This is a genomic window from Lactococcus sp. S47, from assembly GCF_016517475.1.
Classification (GTDB): domain Bacteria; phylum Bacillota; class Bacilli; order Lactobacillales; family Streptococcaceae; genus Lactococcus; species Lactococcus lactis.
This window is the reverse complement of record NZ_JACVUB010000003.1, coordinates 1-17,532: the sequence shown is the minus strand read 5'-3', so window position 1 is coordinate 17,532 and position 17,532 is coordinate 1. Positions and strand designations below refer to the sequence as shown.

Below are 17,532 nucleotides of genomic sequence, written 5' to 3'. Positions count from 1 at the left end.
GGAATTCCGACAGAGTTTTTTATAAGTAACTCATTTATTTTACATTTTTAGAATCTGGAATTAAAAATGAAGTAAAGAAAGCAATAATAACAAGAATCAATCCTGTGACAATTCCAGAAATATAACCAGAACTACTTCCACCAACACTGGTATGTAAAAGCGTTGGCACTGCGTACAAGATTATGAAACTGATACCAGCTCCTAAATTAAACATTCCTGCATTTAAGCCCGGAAGATAACCTGGATTATCCTCTGGTGAAAGCACGATTCCCAGACCATTTAACATAATATTTGTTATTCCAGCATAGGTAATCCCAATGAAGATAGATACCAACAATAAAAGCCAGATTGAAGATTGTAGCACTCCAACAACGGCCAAACCAATACCGATAATCGTCGTTAAAAGTCCAACCCGAAGGACTTTTGTAAAACCAAAGCGAGCAGCCAAGAATCCTGAAACAGGTCCAAAGAATAAGCCAGCAAGTGCATAAGGAGTAAGGGTAACAAGAGAAACCATATCTGCCCCAAGTCCCAAACCAAACTTACCATCTTGACCCAAAGCTGGAATAATACCATTCATAATTGCAAAGACACCAGTCATCGTTAGGAGAGTTGTAATTAATAACCCCCAAGTTCTTCTTTGTTTCAAATAATGAATAGGAACCATTGGATGATTCACTCGTTTTTCAACTTGCCAAAATCCAACAAAACAAATCAAACCTAAAAGAGCCAAGAGTGAAGCTAAAAGCCAATTAGGAAGTCCAAGATTTCCAAAACTTCCTTGCAAGGCATTCACCGCGCTCAAGAGCGCACCCATTGCCACTACTAAAAGAATGACTCCGCTCCAATCCATTTTTGGTGTATCTTTTGCAGTTGACTCTTGCGTTCCAAAACTTACTAAAAGAATAGCAAGTGCCGCAGTAATTCCCATAACAAAAAATACAGAACGAAATCCACCATGACTTACTAGCCAACCACCTGCTAATGCATCAACCCCAGCAATTCCACCATTGATTGAAGTGAGTATGGCCATTAATTTTGCATATCTTTTCTCATCACGCACTTTTACATGCAGAATAATTAAACAAAGCGGAACCACAGGGCCAGCAGCACCTTGTAAAATACGACCAATCATCAAAATCCCCACATTTGTAGCAAATCCTGAGATAAGACAACCAATCATTGTCAAAGTAAGCATTCCAATTAGAACTTTTTTTCGTCCAATCAAATCCGCCAAACGAGGCAAAAATAGAGCAAATAAGGCCGCAGCTGTAAAAAAGATGGTTTGTGTTAGTGCTATAGACGAAGCTGTCGTGTGTAATTGGGTCTGCATGGTAACCAAAGCAGGCGAGAGCATCGAAGCATTGAGCTGAAAAGCAAAGATTGCTACCAATAGGGCCACCATTAAAGCCACTATTGAACCCGCATTATCACTAGATTTTTGAGGAACAGTATTTTCTCCCATTTTTTCTCCTTTTTTTAGAGGATAAACTCTTTTTAGTTTTACAAACCTAAAAGAGCCCCAGCTATCTATTATATTATAAATTTTACTTTTTGCGAAGTTTAAAAATGTCACTTGGACAAATTTATATTTTTATTCATTATTCATCTTTATTTTTAAAAATAAAAAAACTCTGTCCTAGCGACAGAATTTATATTTTATACTACCATTGATGTTGGTCAACATTATCTTTGTCCACAAGATAGATTGGCGAATTTATCATATGTGCTATTTTTTTACCTTGATAATAATCATAGGTAGCTTGCAAAGCCATTTCACCAATTTTAGCTGGTTGTTGAGCAATCGTTGCGGTCATTGTGCCTGCTTTTATGGCATCATGTGTTTCAGACTCACCATCAATTCCAAAAATGGCTATTTTTTGTCCAGTGGCTTGCACAGCTTTAGCTGCTCCCAGTGCCATTTCATCATTTTGCGCAAAGATTGCTTGGACGTCTTTATGAGATTGGAGCATATTTTGAGTAGTATTTAAGCCAGTTGTTCTGTCAAAATTAGCTGATTGACTGGATAATATATTTAAACCTAAGGTCTTAGCTTCACTATTAAATCCTTTACCACGGTCTATTGTTGCCGAAGCCCCTGGCGTTCCAGAAAGTTCCAGAACTTTTACGTTTTTCCCAACCAATTTTTCAACGGCTTGAGCCGCCATTTTCCCAGCTGCCACATTATCAGAGGCAACGGTTGTTAAAACTGTTCCACCATTTGATCCTCTATCCATTGCAATCACTGGGATATGGGCATTATTGGCTGCTTTAATGGCTGGAACAATGGCATCAGAATCTACAGGATTAATTAAAATCGCATCCACATTTTGGCTGATGAAATTTTGAACATTATTTAATTGTGTTGCAGAATCATTTTGGGCATCAGAAACCGTTAATTTTGTATTTTTTTCTTTGGCCATTGATTTAATCGCATTGTTCATTGAAACAAAATAAGGATTGTTTGTTGTCGAAATAGAAACACCAATATTTAATTCATTTGGTTTCTTATGCGTTACCTCTTCTACTTTTTCCTTTCCATCACGGCCTGGAATACCGGTATAAAGACTACATGCGGTCAAAGTTGAGACTGCTAAAGTAGCTACAAAAGCAAAAGTTAATTTTTTTACTAATTTCATGTTCAACTCTCCTATTTCCGTTTGCTACGAATGACATCGATAAGAACTGCAACGAGAATAACTAATCCTTGGATGACTTGTTGCCAAAAGGCTGATACACCAATTATATTTAAACCATTATTTAGAACACCAATGATTAATACCCCAATCATAGTTCCAAACATACGCCCTTTTCCTCCCATTAGAGAGGTTCCCCCAAGGACAACGGCAGCGATTGCATACATTTCATAGCCAGATCCTGCTTGTGGCGTTGCTGATGACAAACGAGAACTGATGATTAAACCAGAAATTGCGGACATTGCTCCAGATAAAGTGTAAATGGCAATTTTTACTTTATTTAGTTTAATTCCTGAAATATAAGCAGCTTTTTCATTACCACCCAAAGCATAAACTGATTTACCAAAGGCTGTTTTATGAAGCAAAATCCATAAAATAATGAAAACAAGAATCATTAAAATAACAGGGAAAGGAATACCCAGTAAATAACCTTGTCCAATATAGGCTAAGAAATAGCCATCCATGTGTTTAGTAATTGGATTACCATCAGTAAAAACAAGGGTTGCTCCGCGGTAAACCATTTGAGTAGCTAAAGTTACAATGAAAGGGGCCAATTTCCCATAGGCAATAAGTGCACCATTGATCGCGCCAAGAAAAGCACCAATGATTAACGCACAGACTACTGCTAGCGGTAAAGGCATTCCTTGGGCTATAAAACCTGCGGACACTGCACTTGAAAGGGCTAAAATTGCGCCAACTGACAGGTCAATTCCTGAAGTTAGAATTACGAAGGTCATCCCAAAGGCAATAAATCCATTAGCCGTGACTTGTAAGAGTAAATTTAGCAAATTATTTGCCGTCATAAAGTTGGGATTGATACACGTAATGATAATCATCAAAACAATCAGAGCAATCATTGTCGTTAAAGAACTGAATTTTTGAGATAGAGCTTTCACACTTATTGTCCTCCTGTTGCGAGCTGCATCACATTTTCTTGTGTTGCTTCATTTTTGGCTAAAATTCCTGCTATTTCTCCTTCATGCATCACTGCAATTCGGTCTGCAACACCAAGAATTTCAGGTAAATCACTTGAAATCATAATAATTGGAACACCACGTTCAGCAAGTTCATTCATTAATTGATAAATTTCACGCTTGGCTCCCACGTCGACTCCTCGTGTTGGTTCATCTAAGATTAAAACTTTTGGCGCAATACCAATCCATTTGGCAAGGACAACTTTTTGTTGATTTCCTCCAGATAGAGAACCAACTATTTGTTCTTCATCTGTCGCTTTAACATTAAGACGCTCAGAGAGTTGCTTAACAAAAGTTGTTGCTGTTTTATCGTCAAAGAGGCCATGATGAATAAAATCCTTTGTACTCGGAAGAGTAATATTATCTTTTATTGAGAAATCAAGAACAAGTCCTTCATCTTTTCGGTCTTCTGTTAAAAAGCCAATTCCTTCTTTGATTGCTTGTGCCGGGTTATTGATAGTTAGACTCTTTCCATTAATTTTTATCGTACCTGATTTTAGCTTATCAATTCCAAAAATTGCTCGCATGACCTCAGTTCTACCAGCTCCCATGAGTCCTGCAAATCCGAGAATTTCACCTGAACGAACTGAAAATGAAATATCTTTAAAAAATTCTGCCGATAAATGGTCGGCTTCAAATACAATTTCTCGAATTTCAGCATTTTTTTGGGGATAGTAATCTGTAATTGACCGACCAACCATTTTTCTAACTAATTCATCAACGTTGGTTTCTTTCGTCTTTTGCGTATCAATGACTAGACCATCACGCATGACAGTTACACAATCTGTGATTTTAAAAATTTCTTCCATTCGATGAGAAATATAAATAATTCCAACCCCTTGATTTTTTAGACCAGCAATAACTGAAAACAATCTTTCTGTTTCTCTTTCGGTCAATGCTGCTGTTGGTTCATCCATAATCAAAATTTTTAAATCAGACAAAAAACTTTTAGCTATTTCAACCATTTGTTGCTGACCAACTGATAAATTACCAATTTCTTTGTCTAAATCAATTTTTACTCCCAGCTGTTCAAAAGCAAAATTTGCTTTTTTTCGCATGGCCTTCGTATCTAAAATACCAAATTTATTTTTTATCTCTCGTCCTAAAAAAAGATTCTCTAAGACTGTTAAATCAGGCCAAGTATTCATTTCCTGATGAATAAAACTAATTCCAAATCCTTCTGCTTCCTGAGGATTTTTAAAAATTTTCTTTTCACTGTCAATCTCAATTTCCCCACCAGAAGCTGGAAATAGACCAGTTAGAATATTCATCAAAGTAGATTTTCCAGCCCCATTTTCTCCCATTAAGGCATGAACTTCTCCTGAATTAATCGTTAAATCAATTGCTTCAAGAACTTTATTCGTTCCAAATGATTTAGAAATGTTCTTCATTTCTATTTTCAAAATTGACCTCCTCCTTTTTCACAAAGCGACACCTGATTGTAAAATAATATTTGAATAAGGTGTATTTTCTCCTGTTCTCACCACTGCTTTGACCTCATGATTCATTAATTTTAAGGTTTCATGACTGACAAAAACTATTTCAACATCTGCTGATAATTTTGTCAGTAAAATCGCTAACTGTTCAGGATTATTTTCTTTTATTTCCTCAGCAAGATAGACTTTTTCAACTAAAATATTTTCCAAATATATGTCCAGCACTTCTTGAAAACTGGGTTTTCCTTTTGTCAGGGCTAAATCAATTTTTTTGACACCTGATGGTACTGGTAAGCCTAAATCTCCAATACAAACTTGGTCAGTATGGCCCAAATCGTCAGCAATTTTTGCTAATTCACTATTAAGTATTCCTTCTTTTTTCATAAATTTAACTCTCTTTCTTTTTTAGTAGAGATTAATTTCAAGTTCTTTTAATTTTGCTTTAACTTCTGATAGCTTTGGCATCCCGCCTTGTGCGCCAAATTTTTGAATAGATAAATGAGAAGCAACGACAGCTAATCTGATGGAATCACTAATTGATAAGTTCTCAGTCAAACCAAAGGCAAAGGCTCCGTTGAATGTATCTCCTGCACCAGTTGTATCTACAACCTTAGCTTTTATGGCAGGAATTTTTTGAAGAGTCTCTCCATCGTGGAAAATGACTCCTTCACTTCCTAAGGTGACAATCAGACGATTTGAATATTTTTTGAGAATTTCTTCAAGTGCTAAATTTGGAAAAAGTTCCTTACATTCGTGTTCATTCGGTGTGATATAATCAACAAAATCAATCATTTCCAAATCTGTTTTTCTTGCTGGAGCTGGATTATAAAGAACTTTTATCGCATTTTCTTTACAGAATTTAGCAATCGCTAGATTTGTTTCATGTGGAATTTCATTTTGTAGAATAACAAGTTGGCTTTCTTTAATTTTCTCCCAAAGGTCTGCTAGATAACTTGTTAGAACTTCATTATTAGCACCTGGAATAATAATAATACGATTATCGTCATCATAGAGAGTAATTTGAGCAATCCCTGTTGTTTGTGGTACCGTTCCCACATTTTCAAAAAGAACTGCATTTTCTTTGAAGTTTTGCAAAATACTCTCACCAAAAGCATCCTTGCCTACTGCTCCAATCATACTTACTTCATTAGGAGAAAGTCTAGCAAAAGCAACGGCTTGGTTCGCTCCTTTTCCACCGGGAACCATAGCGAAATCTTCACCAAATACTGTTTCTCCAGCATTTGGCACTCGGTTAGTCCTTGTGACTAAATCCATTGAAATACTTCCTATAACACTTACTTTTGTCATTAATTTTTCCTCATTCTTTTCTCTTTTATCGAATTGTTTCACGCGCTACATAATGAACAGGGAGTTCAATTTTAGACTTCTCAATTGCTTGGTCAGTCGCGATTTTATAAATAAGTTGAGCAGCTTCAAGCCCCATCTGATAAGCAGATTGATGAATGGTTGAGAGTGCTGGATAAATGAATTGGCTCATTTGAATATCGTCATAACCAATAATTTGAATATCCTCAGGAATTTTCTTATTTAAACGATGAATTTCGTGGATATAAGCCATGGCATGAATATCCGATGGTGCAATGATACTATCAAAGTTTTCTTCATTGGCAAGCACTTCTCTCGCCTCTTTCTGAATTTCTTCAAAATCATAACTTTGACTGTAAAAAGCTTTAAAATCAACTTGTTTTTCTTTTAAATAAGCAATACTTGCTTTAAAACGATTATTGATATTTGTGGCATTCAAAGGACCGCTGACTACAGCAACTTTTTTTGCTCCTGCTGTTACAATCACTTTTGCTGCTAATCGTCCACCTGACTCATTGTCCGAAAAAACACCATAGTTACTTTTATGGCCTACTCGGTCCACGATTACAGTTGGAATATCCAAATCAGGAAAGTCTTCTTTAAAATCATGGGTTGAAATGATGCCAGCAGCATTACTTTGAATCAAAACTTTCAAATAATCTTGCTCAGATTGATTCTTTTCACCAATATTTCCGAGCATCACACGATAACCTTTTTCTTTTAAAAATTCCTCTGCTCCTTTGGCTAGCATTGGGAAAAAAGGATTGGAGATATCTGGCAATAATAGTCCAACAAGCTGATTCTTTTTAGTTTTTAAAGATTGGGCAGAAAGATTGGGTCTGAAATTTAGTTTTTTAATTGCTCGTTCAATTTTTTCTCTGGCTTCATCACTTACATAGCCATTCTGAGCAATAAAACGTGAAACAGTCGACTTTGAAACTCCTGCTTCAAGCGCAACTTGCTTGATTGTTGTCATTACTTCCTCCTTTCACATGTGGGAACGTTCTCATATTTACATTTACAATTGTATCCGTTTTCATTAAATTTGTCAATCCTTTTTATATTTCGTTTTAATAACAAAAAAACCTACTTTTTAGTAGGCTTTCTTATTAATCAAAGACACGCTCAAAAATTTCATCGACTCTTGTTAAATGATAATTGTAATCAAAAGCTTTTTCAATATCTTCATCATTCAAATACTGACGAATTTGTTCATTTTCTTCAAGCAATGGTCTAAACATCACTTGTTCATCCCAAGATTTTGCAGTCAAAGGTTGAACTAAATCGTAAGCTGCTTCACGCGTCATTCCTTTTTCAATCAACATTAACATGACATGTTGGCTGTAAATCAAGCCAAAAGTCGCATCCATATTTCGTTTCATATTTTCTGGGAAAACAGTCAAATTTTTAACGATATTTCCAAAACGATTCAACATATAATCCAATAATTCTGTTGTATCAGGTGCAATGATACGTTCAGCAGAACTGTGTGAAATGTCACGTTCATGCCAAAGACTAACATCTTCAAGAGCCGTAATTGCATGTCCACGAATGACGCGGGCTAAACCTGTCATATTTTCAGAACCAATTGGGTTACGTTTGTGTGGCATTGCTGACGAGCCTTTTTGACCTTTAGCAAAGAATTCTTCAACTTCACGTTGTTCAGATTTTTGTAATCCACGGATTTCTGTGGCCATGCGTTCAATTGATGTCGCAATGAGCGCCAACGTTTGGAAGTATTCTGCATGTAAATCACGTGGTAAGACTTGTGTTGAAATCTCTTGCGGACGAGTCCCTAATTTTTCACAAACATAGGCTTCTACAAATGGAGGAATATTAGCAAAAGTTCCAACAGCACCAGAAATTTTCCCAGCTTCAACAGCTTTCGCAGCATGTTCAAAACGTTCAATATTTCGTTTCATTTCGCTGTACCAAGTCGCTAATTTCAAGCCAAAAGTTGTTGGTTCAGCGTGAACGCCGTGAGTTCGACCCATCATTACTGTGTATTTGTGCTCTAAAGCTTTATTTTTAACAATTTCTGCAAAGTTTTTTAGGTCATTGCGCAAAATATCATTAGCTTGTTTATAAAGATAACCATAAGCTGTATCAACGACATCTGTTGATGTCAGACCATAATGAACCCATTTGCGTTCTTCACCCAATGATTCACTGACAGAACGTGTGAAAGCTACCACATCATGACGTGTTTCTTTTTCAATTTCAAGAATGCGTTCAACATTAAAAGTTGCATTTTCGCGAATTTTTTTCACATCTGCTGCTGGGATTTCCCCAAGCTCTGCCCAAGCTTCATCTGCAAGAATTTCGACTTCAAGCCATGCTTTATACTTGTTTTCTTCTGACCAAATCTCTGCCATTTCTGGACGTGAATAACGGCTAATAACCACTTTTTTCTCCTTTTTTACTGACAGAATAGCTGTCAGTAAATTAATCCTATTTTTAATTTCTAATGAACAAAGCGTCCTTTTTCATTATCTATTATAACATTTTCACTTATAAAGCTTTTGGTCCATTCTACTTGTCCTAATAAAAGTAAAAAAATTATCTGTCATAACCGAACAATATCTCTGATTATATCATTCTCTATTTTTCTAAGATATCCAAAATATACTCTGTTTCTTTGAGAGAAATTTGCCCAGGCGCACTAGAATTTTCTAAACTTGCAAAAGTCCAGCAAGAGCCAGTCAAATAGCCAGAAATTCTTGAAAGTCGTCCTAAGTCACCCATTGCCATGCTGATAAAATGATCACCGTATTCTAAAGTCATATCACGAGTGATTTGTAATAAATCAAGAACATCACATTCACGTTCTGGCATCACAGCAACTTTAACAAAGGCAGTTCCTTCTTCGTGCATTTTAATCAACCGATTGGTTAAATCGGACGGAACTTCATCAAAATTATGATAAGAAAGCACCATTTTATCCCGAAAATCTTTCAAAGCGGCAAATGAAGGGCCATGCGTAAAGAATTCGACATCGATATATGCGGGATTGTAAGTCAAAATTTCTTGTAAAATCTGTAAATATTTTTTTTCAGAAACTTGAATATTTCCGCCTTCTCTGACTGTTCTTAAAGTAAATAAAATCTTACTTTCTTTAAATTTTTCAAAGAATTTAGGAGCCATCTCTAAAATTTCATCTGCTGACAAAAAATCGGCACGCCATTCAACAATATCTGCTGTTCGATAATCACTGACAGAAACTTTCTCAAGCTCTGCTAACTCTGTCAGCATGATTGGAACAACAATTTTTGTTTTTCTCATAAACTTCTCCTTACATTTTCATAAATGTTTTACCTTATTCTAGCATATTTTCGCAAAAAGAAAAAAGGAAACAGCGTTTCCTTTTACGTTTTTTTACTGGGGTAGCTGGATTCGAACCAACGCATGAGGGAGTCAAAGTCCCTTGCCTTACCGCTTGGCTATACCCCAAGATTGCTTTATGACGACAAGAAATATTTTAACAAATTATCTTATTAATTTCAAGTTATAACTTAGAAATTTCAAATCAATCACAAATAAATCTTTAAATCGAAAGATTATAAGCCATAATTGCTTCTTCAAGAGCTGCTTCAAAAGAAGTCACTGTAGCAATTTCTTTACCTGAAAAAACAATGACAAAATTTCCTGATTTTTCTTTAATTTCGGCGATTGTTTTTTTTCCACTTTTAATGACAGCTCCGTCAGCTGTATCAATAATTTCAAGTTCAGTATCTTTTTTCTTTGACATATTAAACTCCTCAAAATTTGAAAAGTCTTTTTGACCTTCCAAATCCCTATTTTCTTTGAAATTTTTCTTTCTCAATCATATCATTTTAAAAGCCTTTTGTCACGCTCATTTTACTGACAGGCTTGTCAGTATGTGCCATGCTTTCACTCTCTTTTACTGACAGGACTTTTCACTAGAATTGAATATAAAAAAATACTGACAGACTTTATTTCAAGAAGAAAAAAGTTCTGTCAGTAATTTTTATTATGATAATTCAGCAATAACGGCTTTAAGTTGTGCTTTTGTTTGAACACCAACAATGCGTTTTACTTCTTCACCATCTTTTTTGAACATCAATGTTGGGATAGACATAATGCCAAATCCTTGAGCTGTTGCTGGGTTTTCATCAACATCCATTTTGCAAATCTTAAGTTCTGATTCGTCAAGTTCTTCTGAAAGTTGTTCCAAAATTGGCGCTTGCATGCGACATGGACCACACCAAGTTGCCCAAAAGTCAATTAAAACAAGCCCTTCTTTTGTTTCTTCATCAAACGTTGCATCAGTAATATTATATTCCATTTTATCTCCTTCATTGAAATAATTTTCTTCAGTAAGACTATTCTAGTGTAATTCACTTAAAATTTCAAGAAAATAGATTTTGAGAAATTTATTATTTTACTTCAAAATAGCAATCGTTGCTCCAGAGCCACCAGCATTAATTGGTGCATATTCATAAGATTTAATATGACGGTGTTTTTGAAGTTTTTTCTGTACCATTTCTCGAATAACACCCGTTCCAATCCCATGAACAATCGTAATTTGAATCAAATTTGCAAGTAGAGCTTGGTCAATATAATTATCCAATTCCAGTTCTGCTTCTTCATAACGCATCCCGCGTAAATCAAGTTGAGCTTTGACTTTAGAAGTCACCTTCTTGCTGACATTTTTAGTTTTGGCTTGAATTTGTTCTGGACTTTCAATCACTTCAAATTCATCTTCATTTAAACGAGTCGTGATTGAACCCATTTGAACTGTCCAACGTCCATCTTTTTCTAAACGAATCAATTTACCACGCTGACCATAAGAAGTGACATTAACTTCAGCCCCTTGCTTAAGTCCTCTTTGTGCTTTCGCTTTTTTCAAAACCTTATTTTTAGAAAAATCAATGGTTGGAGCCAAACCTTCAAGTTCTTTTCTAGCAGCAATAATTTCATGTGGTTTCAACGCTGCTTTATCATTGAGATTCTTCAAAATTTCTTGCGCTTCAAGACTCGCTTTTTTAACTACTTCTTGAGCTTCTTTTTGTGCTTTTTCTAATTCAAACTCGCGCTCGCGATTAATTTGATTATAGACTTTCGTCAAATCTTTATGTAAACTTTGATTTTCTCGTTCAATTTTTTTAATATTTCTTGAACTTTCAATCACTTCACGCGTTTTTTCTTCCAACTTTTCAATCATCTGATTGACATCATGCTCACTGTCAGAAATTTGTTGACTGGCTACTGAAATAATAGTTTCTGGCAGACCTAATCTTCTAGAAATCTCCAAGGCATTTGAACGCCCAGGCACTCCCAGTTGCAAATGATAAGTGGGTTGCATTTTATCAATGTTAAATTCCATACTTGCATTGATTACTCGTTGCGTTTCGACCCCATAAGCTTTTAACTCAGGATAATGAGTACTTGCCATGGTTTTCACATTTCGTTCACGTAAATTTTCCAGTATGGCAATAGCAAGAGCCGCTCCTTCTTTTGGATCAGTTCCTGCCCCAAGTTCATCAAACAAGACCAAACTATTTTCATCTGCTTGAGCTAAAATATGAACAATATTAGTCATATGACTTGAGAAAGTTGATAAACTTTGCTCAATGGATTGCTCATCACCGATATCGGCAAAAATATCATCAAAAAGATGAATTCGACTGCCATCAGCGGCTAAAATTGGCAGACCTGATTGAGCCAATATTGTCAACAAACCAACTGTTTTCAAAGTAATGGTCTTCCCACCCGTATTTGGACCGGTAATAACAATCGTATTGAGCCCTGCATCAAATTTAATATCATTTGCCACAACTATTTTTGCTTCAATCAAAGGATGGCGAGCTGCAAAAAGGGTAATATCTTTATCGGTTGTTAATTCTGGGAGTGTCGCTTTATTCGCTGATAAATAAAGATACTTGGCACGAACAAAATCAATATGACCAATCAGCCAAGCATTTTGTCTTATATCAAAGCTATAAGGTTTTAATTGACTAGCAAGCTCACGATAAATTCTTGTGATTTCTTGGCGTTCTTCAATTCTCTTTTGATTAAGTTTATTATTTAATGAAACAACCGCATTTGGTTCAATATAAAGCGTTTGACCTGAAGCAGACATATCATGAACTACACCAGCAATTTTATTTTTGTTTTCTGCTTTTACAGGAAGCACTTGTCGGTCATTTCGGATAGTGATGACATTTTCACTCAAAGATGAGAGATTTTTGGTCAGCATTTCCTGCATGATTTTCCGAATTTCTGATTGATGACTCTTGATTGAAGCACGGATATGCATCAATTCGAGACTGGCATTATCATAAAGACTTCCCGCATTATCAAAAATTTCTAATTTTTTGACTAATGCTGATAAATCAACCAATTTTTCCAAAGTAATAGCTAGTGAAGGTGTTTCAACATTTTCAGCTTCATCAAAAAAGCGTTGAATATTAATTCCTAATTGAATCACTTTTTTTATTTCAACGAATTCCTTGCCTGAAAGACTGGCTTCAAGCTCTAGACGTCTGAGTATTTCTGTTAAATCATTTGTTTTTCCTAAATTTAATAGGCCATTTTCTTGGGTCAATAAGCGAAAATCAGCAACTTCATCAAAAAGGAGCTGAATTTTTTCCTTATCTGTCAAAGGTTTTAAATCTTTTAATTCTTGTTGACCCTGCGCTGTCGTCAAAGCATTCATGAACTGTTCTTTGACTTTATCATATTCCAATATTTGGAGAATTTTTTTATTCATTCTATTTAAATTTCAAGTTGTATCTGTAGATTTCTCCCCTAGCACTATCCTAGAGGATTAATGTGGACAATGTTTTCAATAAAAAGGTTTTGCAAGATTCCTGATGAAATCGGTGTATGTAAAACCATAAAACGAGCTAGAAAACTAGCATCAAGTTGACTTTGAACCGCTGCAATAGGAACCAAACTCAAGACCATCAAGACCATTTGTAAACCAAAATAAGTCGCCGCAAATCCTAAAATTCCAGCAATGATTTTTCCATTTCTTCCCAGAGGACTAAGTGCAAAATGTAAAAATAAACCGATAAGACGGATAATAGCATAAACGACAATAAAAATTGCTAAAAACGAAATGCTCGCATAAAAAGCATCATCGAGTTGAAAAAGAAGCTTATCACTAAAAAGTAAGAGATGTGAGTTTTCTGTGGCATTTGAAAAAGGAACCCAAATACTCAATTTTTGTGCTAACTCTTTATAATTACTGGCTGCAATGAAGGCCGCAATAATCGTACCAAAACTGTAGATGACTTGTAAAATCAAGCCTCGTGAGTAACCAACCATGAAAGCCCAAACCAAGGCTACTAAAATAATCAAATTTAATATCATCAAACATTCCCAATTTACTTTTATTTTGCTTTTTAAACAAAGCACTCATAAAACTTGGCTCATTTTTATTAATGAAGCTAAGTTCAAGTCATTTTTCTTTCTCTATTATACCGTATTTCATAAAAAAAACGTACCCCTATTTAGAATACGCTTTTTATTTTAAAAAATGGATGAAGAATGTCCCCCTCTAAGTGGGTGGTCAAATTCAAGTTTTTTCGTCATGGCATTAATCGCATGGACTGCTTCACCAAAACCAACGGACATCAAGGGCATTTTTCCCGGATAATCACTTGCGTCTCCTGCGACATAAAGTCCCTCAATATTGGATTGCATCATTGAATCGGCCTTAACGCGACCATTACGACTGACTTCTAAGTTTTCAGCTAAAGTCACTTGATTTGTTAAAAAACCATAATTAACCAAAATTTTATCAATCGAAAAGTTCAAGCTTTCTTCTGATTTTATTTTTTTTAATTCTAATTCATTTTCAATCAAATTTGAAAAAGTATAAGGCGTATGAACTTGAACATTAGAATTCATCACTCGGTCAACTGTAATTTCATGACCACGAAAAGCAGTTCTTCTATGAACCAAATGAACATTTTTAGCTACTTTTTCAAGCATTAATGACCAATCTAAAGCCGAATCTCCTCCACCAAAAACCGCAACATTTTTTCCCTCAAACTCTTTTAGAGAAGTGATAAAGTAAGATATTTTTCCTTCATTGGCTAAAGTTTCTTCGTTATCAATTCCTAACTTTCGAGGTTTCAAAAGGCCGGCACCAGTCGTCAACAAAACGCCTTTGGCTCTTCTGGTTGATTTATCAGTAGTTACAGAAAAAATCCCCTCTTCTTTTTCAATTTTTTGAACGCTCTCCCCAAGAAATAATCGATGAGAGATTTGTGCTAGTTGTTCTAAAAGATTTTTTGTCAAATCTGCCCCTGTCACTGCTGGTAGGCCAGCAATATCGTAGATTAATTTTTCAGGGTAAAGATTTTGGGGTTGACCACCTGGAACTTGCGCTGATTCAATTATTGCAACTGATAAACCGCGCATTCCTGCGTAAAAAGCCGCATATAGACCAACAGGACCTGCTCCAACAATAATTAAATCTAATTCTTGCATATCAAACTCCTTAACAATTTATTCATTTAATCTATTGAATAAATTCTTTTTATCATCTCTCTATTATTGCGACTTTTCTCTCAAATGTCAAATACTTTTTACTTTAAATAAAAAAAGCCCTCAAAAGGGCTTGATTTTTTATTTGGTAGAACGACGAGAAAAGATTTCATGATCCAAAACTAATTGATTTTGTTCAACATCTTCTTTAAGCATTAATTTTGTCAAAAGACGCATTGCTACTGCTCCCAAATCGTAAAGGGGTTGGTTAACAGAAGTTAAAGTTGGATATGTATATTGAGTAATTGGTGAATTTGCACCTGAGATAATTTCGAAATCTTCAGGAACTTTCACTCCTTTATCCATCATTGCAGACAAGAGTCCAACGGCTACTGTATCATGTGATACTACTGCAGAAGTTGCTCCTCGCTCAAGTAAACGTTCAGCAAGTGCTTTTCCTTGTTCATAGCTATAATTACCTTCAAAAACGAGGTTTTCATCAAATTCAATATTTGCTTCAAGCAAAGCTTCTTGATAACCAACCATGCGTTCTGTATTTTCAACGTCTTTCAATGAACCCATGATATAAGCGATTTTTTTATTTCCGCTATCAATCAATTTTTTAGTTGATTGATAAGCAGCCAAATGGTAATCAATATTAACAGATGGAATTTCTTTATCTCCATCGATTGTTCCAACTAAAACGACAGGTGTTCTTGAATTTTTGAGGGAAGTTCTAATTTTCTCATCTAAAGATGAACCCATATAGACGATTCCGTCAACTTGTTTTGATAAGAAAGTTTCTAAAACTTTTTCTTCTTTTTCAACATCATTATCACTATTAGCTAAAATCATGTTGTATTTATACATGGAAGCGATATCATCAACCCCGCGAGTAATCGCTGCGAAGTAAGTTGAAGTGATGGTTGGCAAGATAACACCAACTGTTGTTGTACGTTTACTTGCGAGTCCGCGCGCAACTGCATTAGGACGATAGTCAAGCTCAGCAATAGCTTCTAAGACCTTCTGGCGCGTCTTTTCCTTTACATTTGCATTTCCATTTACAACACGACTAACGGTTGCCATTGACACTCCGGCGACACGTGCCACATCATAAATTGTTGTTGTTGATTCTACCATAATTGGCTATCCTCTTTCTTTTCTTTTTATTCATAGTATTTATGAAAACCATTTTCATTTACAAATTATATCATTAACTGTAAACCTTTTCAACCTTCAGCTATGTTTTTTTACGTGATTTTTTAATAAAAATAGCGTAGAATAGGGGATATAGTGTTTTTTATTTTCATGAGAATTTAAGAAACTCATTTTCATAAATATTGGAGGAACCATTTTGAGCAAAATTGAACGTATTTCAGCTTTTCTGAATGACAAGGAAGTCGATATGACTTTCATCACTAATCCGACAACTCTAAATTATCTAACAGGGCTAGCAATTGATCCCCATGAACGAATTGCTGGGCTGATGATTTTTAGAGATTCAACTCCGATGTTATTTACTCCTGCTTTGGAAGTGGAAAAAGCTAAAGAACACACAAGTGGTCTGGATATTTTCGGATATGAAGATTCTCAAAACCCTTGGGAAGTTGTTAAAAATCATGTAAAATCAGATGTTAAATCAATTGCTGTTGAATTTTCAGATATTCCTTTAGCTAAAACTGAAGGGTTGAAAGCACAATTTGGTGATATTAATTTTGTGAATTTGACTCCTTTGATTGAACGGATGCGTTTGATTAAGTCAGCAGATGAAATTGAAAAAATGAAAGTTGCTGGTGATTTTGCTGACAAGTGTTTTGAAATTGGTTTTGCCACTGCTGCTGAACGTAATGGTGTGACTGAATCTGATATCGTTGCAAAAATTGAATACGAAATGAAACGTATGGGTGTTCCACAGATGTCATTTGACACGCTTATTTTATCAGGAGCTCGCGCTGCTAATCCACATGGTGCACCTGAAAATGTTGAAATTCAAGAAAATAAACTTTTGCTCTTTGACTTGGGTGTGATGAGTGGCGGATATGCTTCTGATGCGACACGTACAATCGCTATTGGTCAACCTAATGACTTTGATGCTGAGATCCATAAAATCGTTAAGGAAGCTCAACAAGCAGCCATGGACTTCATTAAACCTGGTGTAACTGCACATGAAATTGATGCTGTTGCCCGTGACTTAATTACTAAAGCAGGTTATGGTGAATATTTCAATCATCGCCTTGGACATGGTATCGGAATGGACGTTCACGAATATCCATCTATTGTTGCCGGTAACGACCTCGTAATTCAAGAAGGAATGTGCTTCTCTAACGAACCTGGAATTTATATTCCTGGTAAAGTAGGTGTGCGTATTGAAGACTGTCTTTACGTAACAGAAAATGGTTGTGAAAGTTTCACTCATACTGACCATGACTTATTAATTTTCTAATCGAATAATTGATAAAAGTAAAAAACTTTCGCTGATTTTGGCGAAAGTTTTTTTGTCAGTAAATTTTTGTCAGTAAATTTTTGTCAGTAAATTTTTGTCAGTAAATTTTTGTCAGTAAGTTTCTGTCAGTAAGTTTCTGTCAGTAGGTTTCTGTCAGTAGGTTTCTGTCAGTAGGTTTCTGTCAGTAGGTTTCTGTC

The 17,532-nt window shown here is 35.5% G+C and carries 16 protein-coding genes and 1 tRNA gene; 1 reads left to right on the top strand and 16 read right to left on the bottom strand.

Features of this window, described 5'->3' with window-relative positions:
* Window positions 1–34 precede the first annotated feature (34 nt).
* From IAE52_RS03810 to ccpA, 16 genes are all read right to left on the bottom strand, one after another.
* Window positions 35–1,465: an MFS transporter gene (locus IAE52_RS03810; RefSeq protein WP_109991098.1), complete on the bottom strand. Its 1,431-nt coding sequence runs from the start codon at window positions 1,463–1,465 to the stop codon at window positions 35–37.
* Between the two features lie 199 nt (window positions 1,466–1,664).
* The gene (locus IAE52_RS03805; protein ID WP_003129432.1) at window positions 1,665–2,639 is read right to left on the bottom strand and encodes a substrate-binding domain-containing protein; all 975 of its coding nucleotides are present in this window, start codon (window positions 2,637–2,639) and stop codon (window positions 1,665–1,667) included.
* Window positions 2,640–2,650: 11 nt separating this feature from the next.
* Window positions 2,651–3,553, bottom strand: a complete 903-nt coding sequence (locus IAE52_RS03800) for an ABC transporter permease (RefSeq protein WP_225513451.1) — start codon at window positions 3,551–3,553, stop codon at window positions 2,651–2,653.
* 41 nt (window positions 3,554–3,594) lie between these two features.
* The gene (locus IAE52_RS03795; RefSeq protein WP_038601580.1) at window positions 3,595–5,073 is read right to left on the bottom strand and encodes a sugar ABC transporter ATP-binding protein; all 1,479 of its coding nucleotides are present in this window, start codon (window positions 5,071–5,073) and stop codon (window positions 3,595–3,597) included.
* 18 nt (window positions 5,074–5,091) lie between these two features.
* Entirely contained in the window at window positions 5,092–5,490 is a 399-nt protein-coding gene (gene rbsD / locus IAE52_RS03790) for a D-ribose pyranase (RefSeq protein ID WP_033898672.1), read from the bottom strand.
* 21 nt (window positions 5,491–5,511) lie between these two features.
* The gene (gene rbsK / locus IAE52_RS03785; protein ID WP_058203073.1) at window positions 5,512–6,414 is read right to left on the bottom strand and encodes a ribokinase; all 903 of its coding nucleotides are present in this window, start codon (window positions 6,412–6,414) and stop codon (window positions 5,512–5,514) included.
* Window positions 6,415–6,439: 25 nt separating this feature from the next.
* Window positions 6,440–7,408, bottom strand: coding sequence for a LacI family DNA-binding transcriptional regulator (locus IAE52_RS03780; protein ID WP_058220563.1), 969 nt, complete (start codon window positions 7,406–7,408; stop codon window positions 6,440–6,442).
* Between the two features lie 133 nt (window positions 7,409–7,541).
* On the bottom strand, window positions 7,542–8,837 hold the full coding sequence (purB, locus tag IAE52_RS03775; RefSeq protein ID WP_109991100.1) for an adenylosuccinate lyase: 1,296 nt from the start codon (window positions 8,835–8,837) through the stop codon (window positions 7,542–7,544).
* A 196-nt stretch (window positions 8,838–9,033) separates the two neighbouring features.
* Window positions 9,034–9,714 (bottom strand): type I 3-dehydroquinate dehydratase, encoded by a 681-nt coding sequence (gene aroD / locus IAE52_RS03770; RefSeq protein WP_012898244.1) that lies wholly within the window; start codon window positions 9,712–9,714, stop codon window positions 9,034–9,036.
* Between the two features lie 96 nt (window positions 9,715–9,810).
* Window positions 9,811–9,882: transfer RNA gene (locus IAE52_RS03765), tRNA-Gln, on the bottom strand.
* Between the two features lie 94 nt (window positions 9,883–9,976).
* Window positions 9,977–10,180: a DUF2969 domain-containing protein gene (locus IAE52_RS03760; protein ID WP_010906074.1), complete on the bottom strand. Its 204-nt coding sequence runs from the start codon at window positions 10,178–10,180 to the stop codon at window positions 9,977–9,979.
* A gap of 243 nt (window positions 10,181–10,423) precedes the next feature.
* Complete coding sequence (gene trxA, locus IAE52_RS03755; RefSeq protein ID WP_003129442.1) at window positions 10,424–10,738, bottom strand: thioredoxin; 315 nt, start codon at window positions 10,736–10,738, stop codon at window positions 10,424–10,426.
* A 96-nt stretch (window positions 10,739–10,834) separates the two neighbouring features.
* Window positions 10,835–13,165 carry an endonuclease MutS2 gene (locus IAE52_RS03750; RefSeq protein WP_058203075.1) on the bottom strand — a complete coding sequence of 777 codons (2,331 nt, stop codon included), beginning with the start codon at window positions 13,163–13,165 and terminating at the stop codon, window positions 10,835–10,837.
* 44 nt (window positions 13,166–13,209) lie between these two features.
* Window positions 13,210–13,770, bottom strand: coding sequence for a CvpA family protein (locus IAE52_RS03745; protein WP_003129445.1), 561 nt, complete (start codon window positions 13,768–13,770; stop codon window positions 13,210–13,212).
* 159 nt (window positions 13,771–13,929) lie between these two features.
* The gene (locus IAE52_RS03740; RefSeq protein ID WP_003129446.1) at window positions 13,930–14,895 is read right to left on the bottom strand and encodes an NAD(P)/FAD-dependent oxidoreductase; all 966 of its coding nucleotides are present in this window, start codon (window positions 14,893–14,895) and stop codon (window positions 13,930–13,932) included.
* A 138-nt stretch (window positions 14,896–15,033) separates the two neighbouring features.
* Window positions 15,034–16,032 (bottom strand): catabolite control protein A, encoded by a 999-nt coding sequence (gene ccpA, locus IAE52_RS03735; RefSeq protein WP_003129447.1) that lies wholly within the window; start codon window positions 16,030–16,032, stop codon window positions 15,034–15,036.
* A 214-nt stretch (window positions 16,033–16,246) separates the two neighbouring features.
* Between ccpA and IAE52_RS03730 the strand changes: the two genes are divergently transcribed.
* Entirely contained in the window at window positions 16,247–17,335 is a 1,089-nt protein-coding gene (locus IAE52_RS03730; RefSeq protein ID WP_033898678.1) for a Xaa-Pro peptidase family protein, read from the top strand.
* Window positions 17,336–17,532 lie beyond the last annotated feature (197 nt).

Excerpts from the sequence above, each read along its gene's own strand:
- IAE52_RS03780 (WP_058220563.1), bottom strand. The coding sequence starts at position 7,408 with ATGACAACAATCAAGCAAGTTGCGCTTGAAGCAGGAGTTTCAAAGTCG.
- IAE52_RS03740 (WP_003129446.1), bottom strand. The coding sequence starts at position 14,895 with ATGCAAGAATTAGATTTAATTATTGTTGGAGCAGGTCCTGTTGGTCTA.
- IAE52_RS03800 (WP_225513451.1), bottom strand. The coding sequence starts at position 3,553 with ATGATTGCTCTGATTGTTTTGATGATTATCATTACGTGTATCAATCCC.
- IAE52_RS03805 (WP_003129432.1), bottom strand. The coding sequence starts at position 2,639 with ATGAAATTAGTAAAAAAATTAACTTTTGCTTTTGTAGCTACTTTAGCA.
- rbsK (WP_058203073.1), bottom strand. The coding sequence starts at position 6,414 with ATGACAAAAGTAAGTGTTATAGGAAGTATTTCAATGGATTTAGTCACA.
- IAE52_RS03810 (WP_109991098.1), bottom strand. The coding sequence starts at position 1,465 with ATGGGAGAAAATACTGTTCCTCAAAAATCTAGTGATAATGCGGGTTCA.
- IAE52_RS03745 (WP_003129445.1), bottom strand. The coding sequence starts at position 13,770 with ATGATATTAAATTTGATTATTTTAGTAGCCTTGGTTTGGGCTTTCATG.
- IAE52_RS03750 (WP_058203075.1), bottom strand. The coding sequence starts at position 13,165 with ATGAATAAAAAAATTCTCCAAATATTGGAATATGATAAAGTCAAAGAA.
- ccpA (WP_003129447.1), bottom strand. The coding sequence starts at position 16,032 with ATGGTAGAATCAACAACAACAATTTATGATGTGGCACGTGTCGCCGGA.
- trxA (WP_003129442.1), bottom strand. The coding sequence starts at position 10,738 with ATGGAATATAATATTACTGATGCAACGTTTGATGAAGAAACAAAAGAA.
- rbsD (WP_033898672.1), bottom strand. The coding sequence starts at position 5,490 with ATGAAAAAAGAAGGAATACTTAATAGTGAATTAGCAAAAATTGCTGAC.
- aroD (WP_012898244.1), bottom strand. The coding sequence starts at position 9,714 with ATGAGAAAAACAAAAATTGTTGTTCCAATCATGCTGACAGAGTTAGCA.
- IAE52_RS03760 (WP_010906074.1), bottom strand. The coding sequence starts at position 10,180 with ATGTCAAAGAAAAAAGATACTGAACTTGAAATTATTGATACAGCTGAC.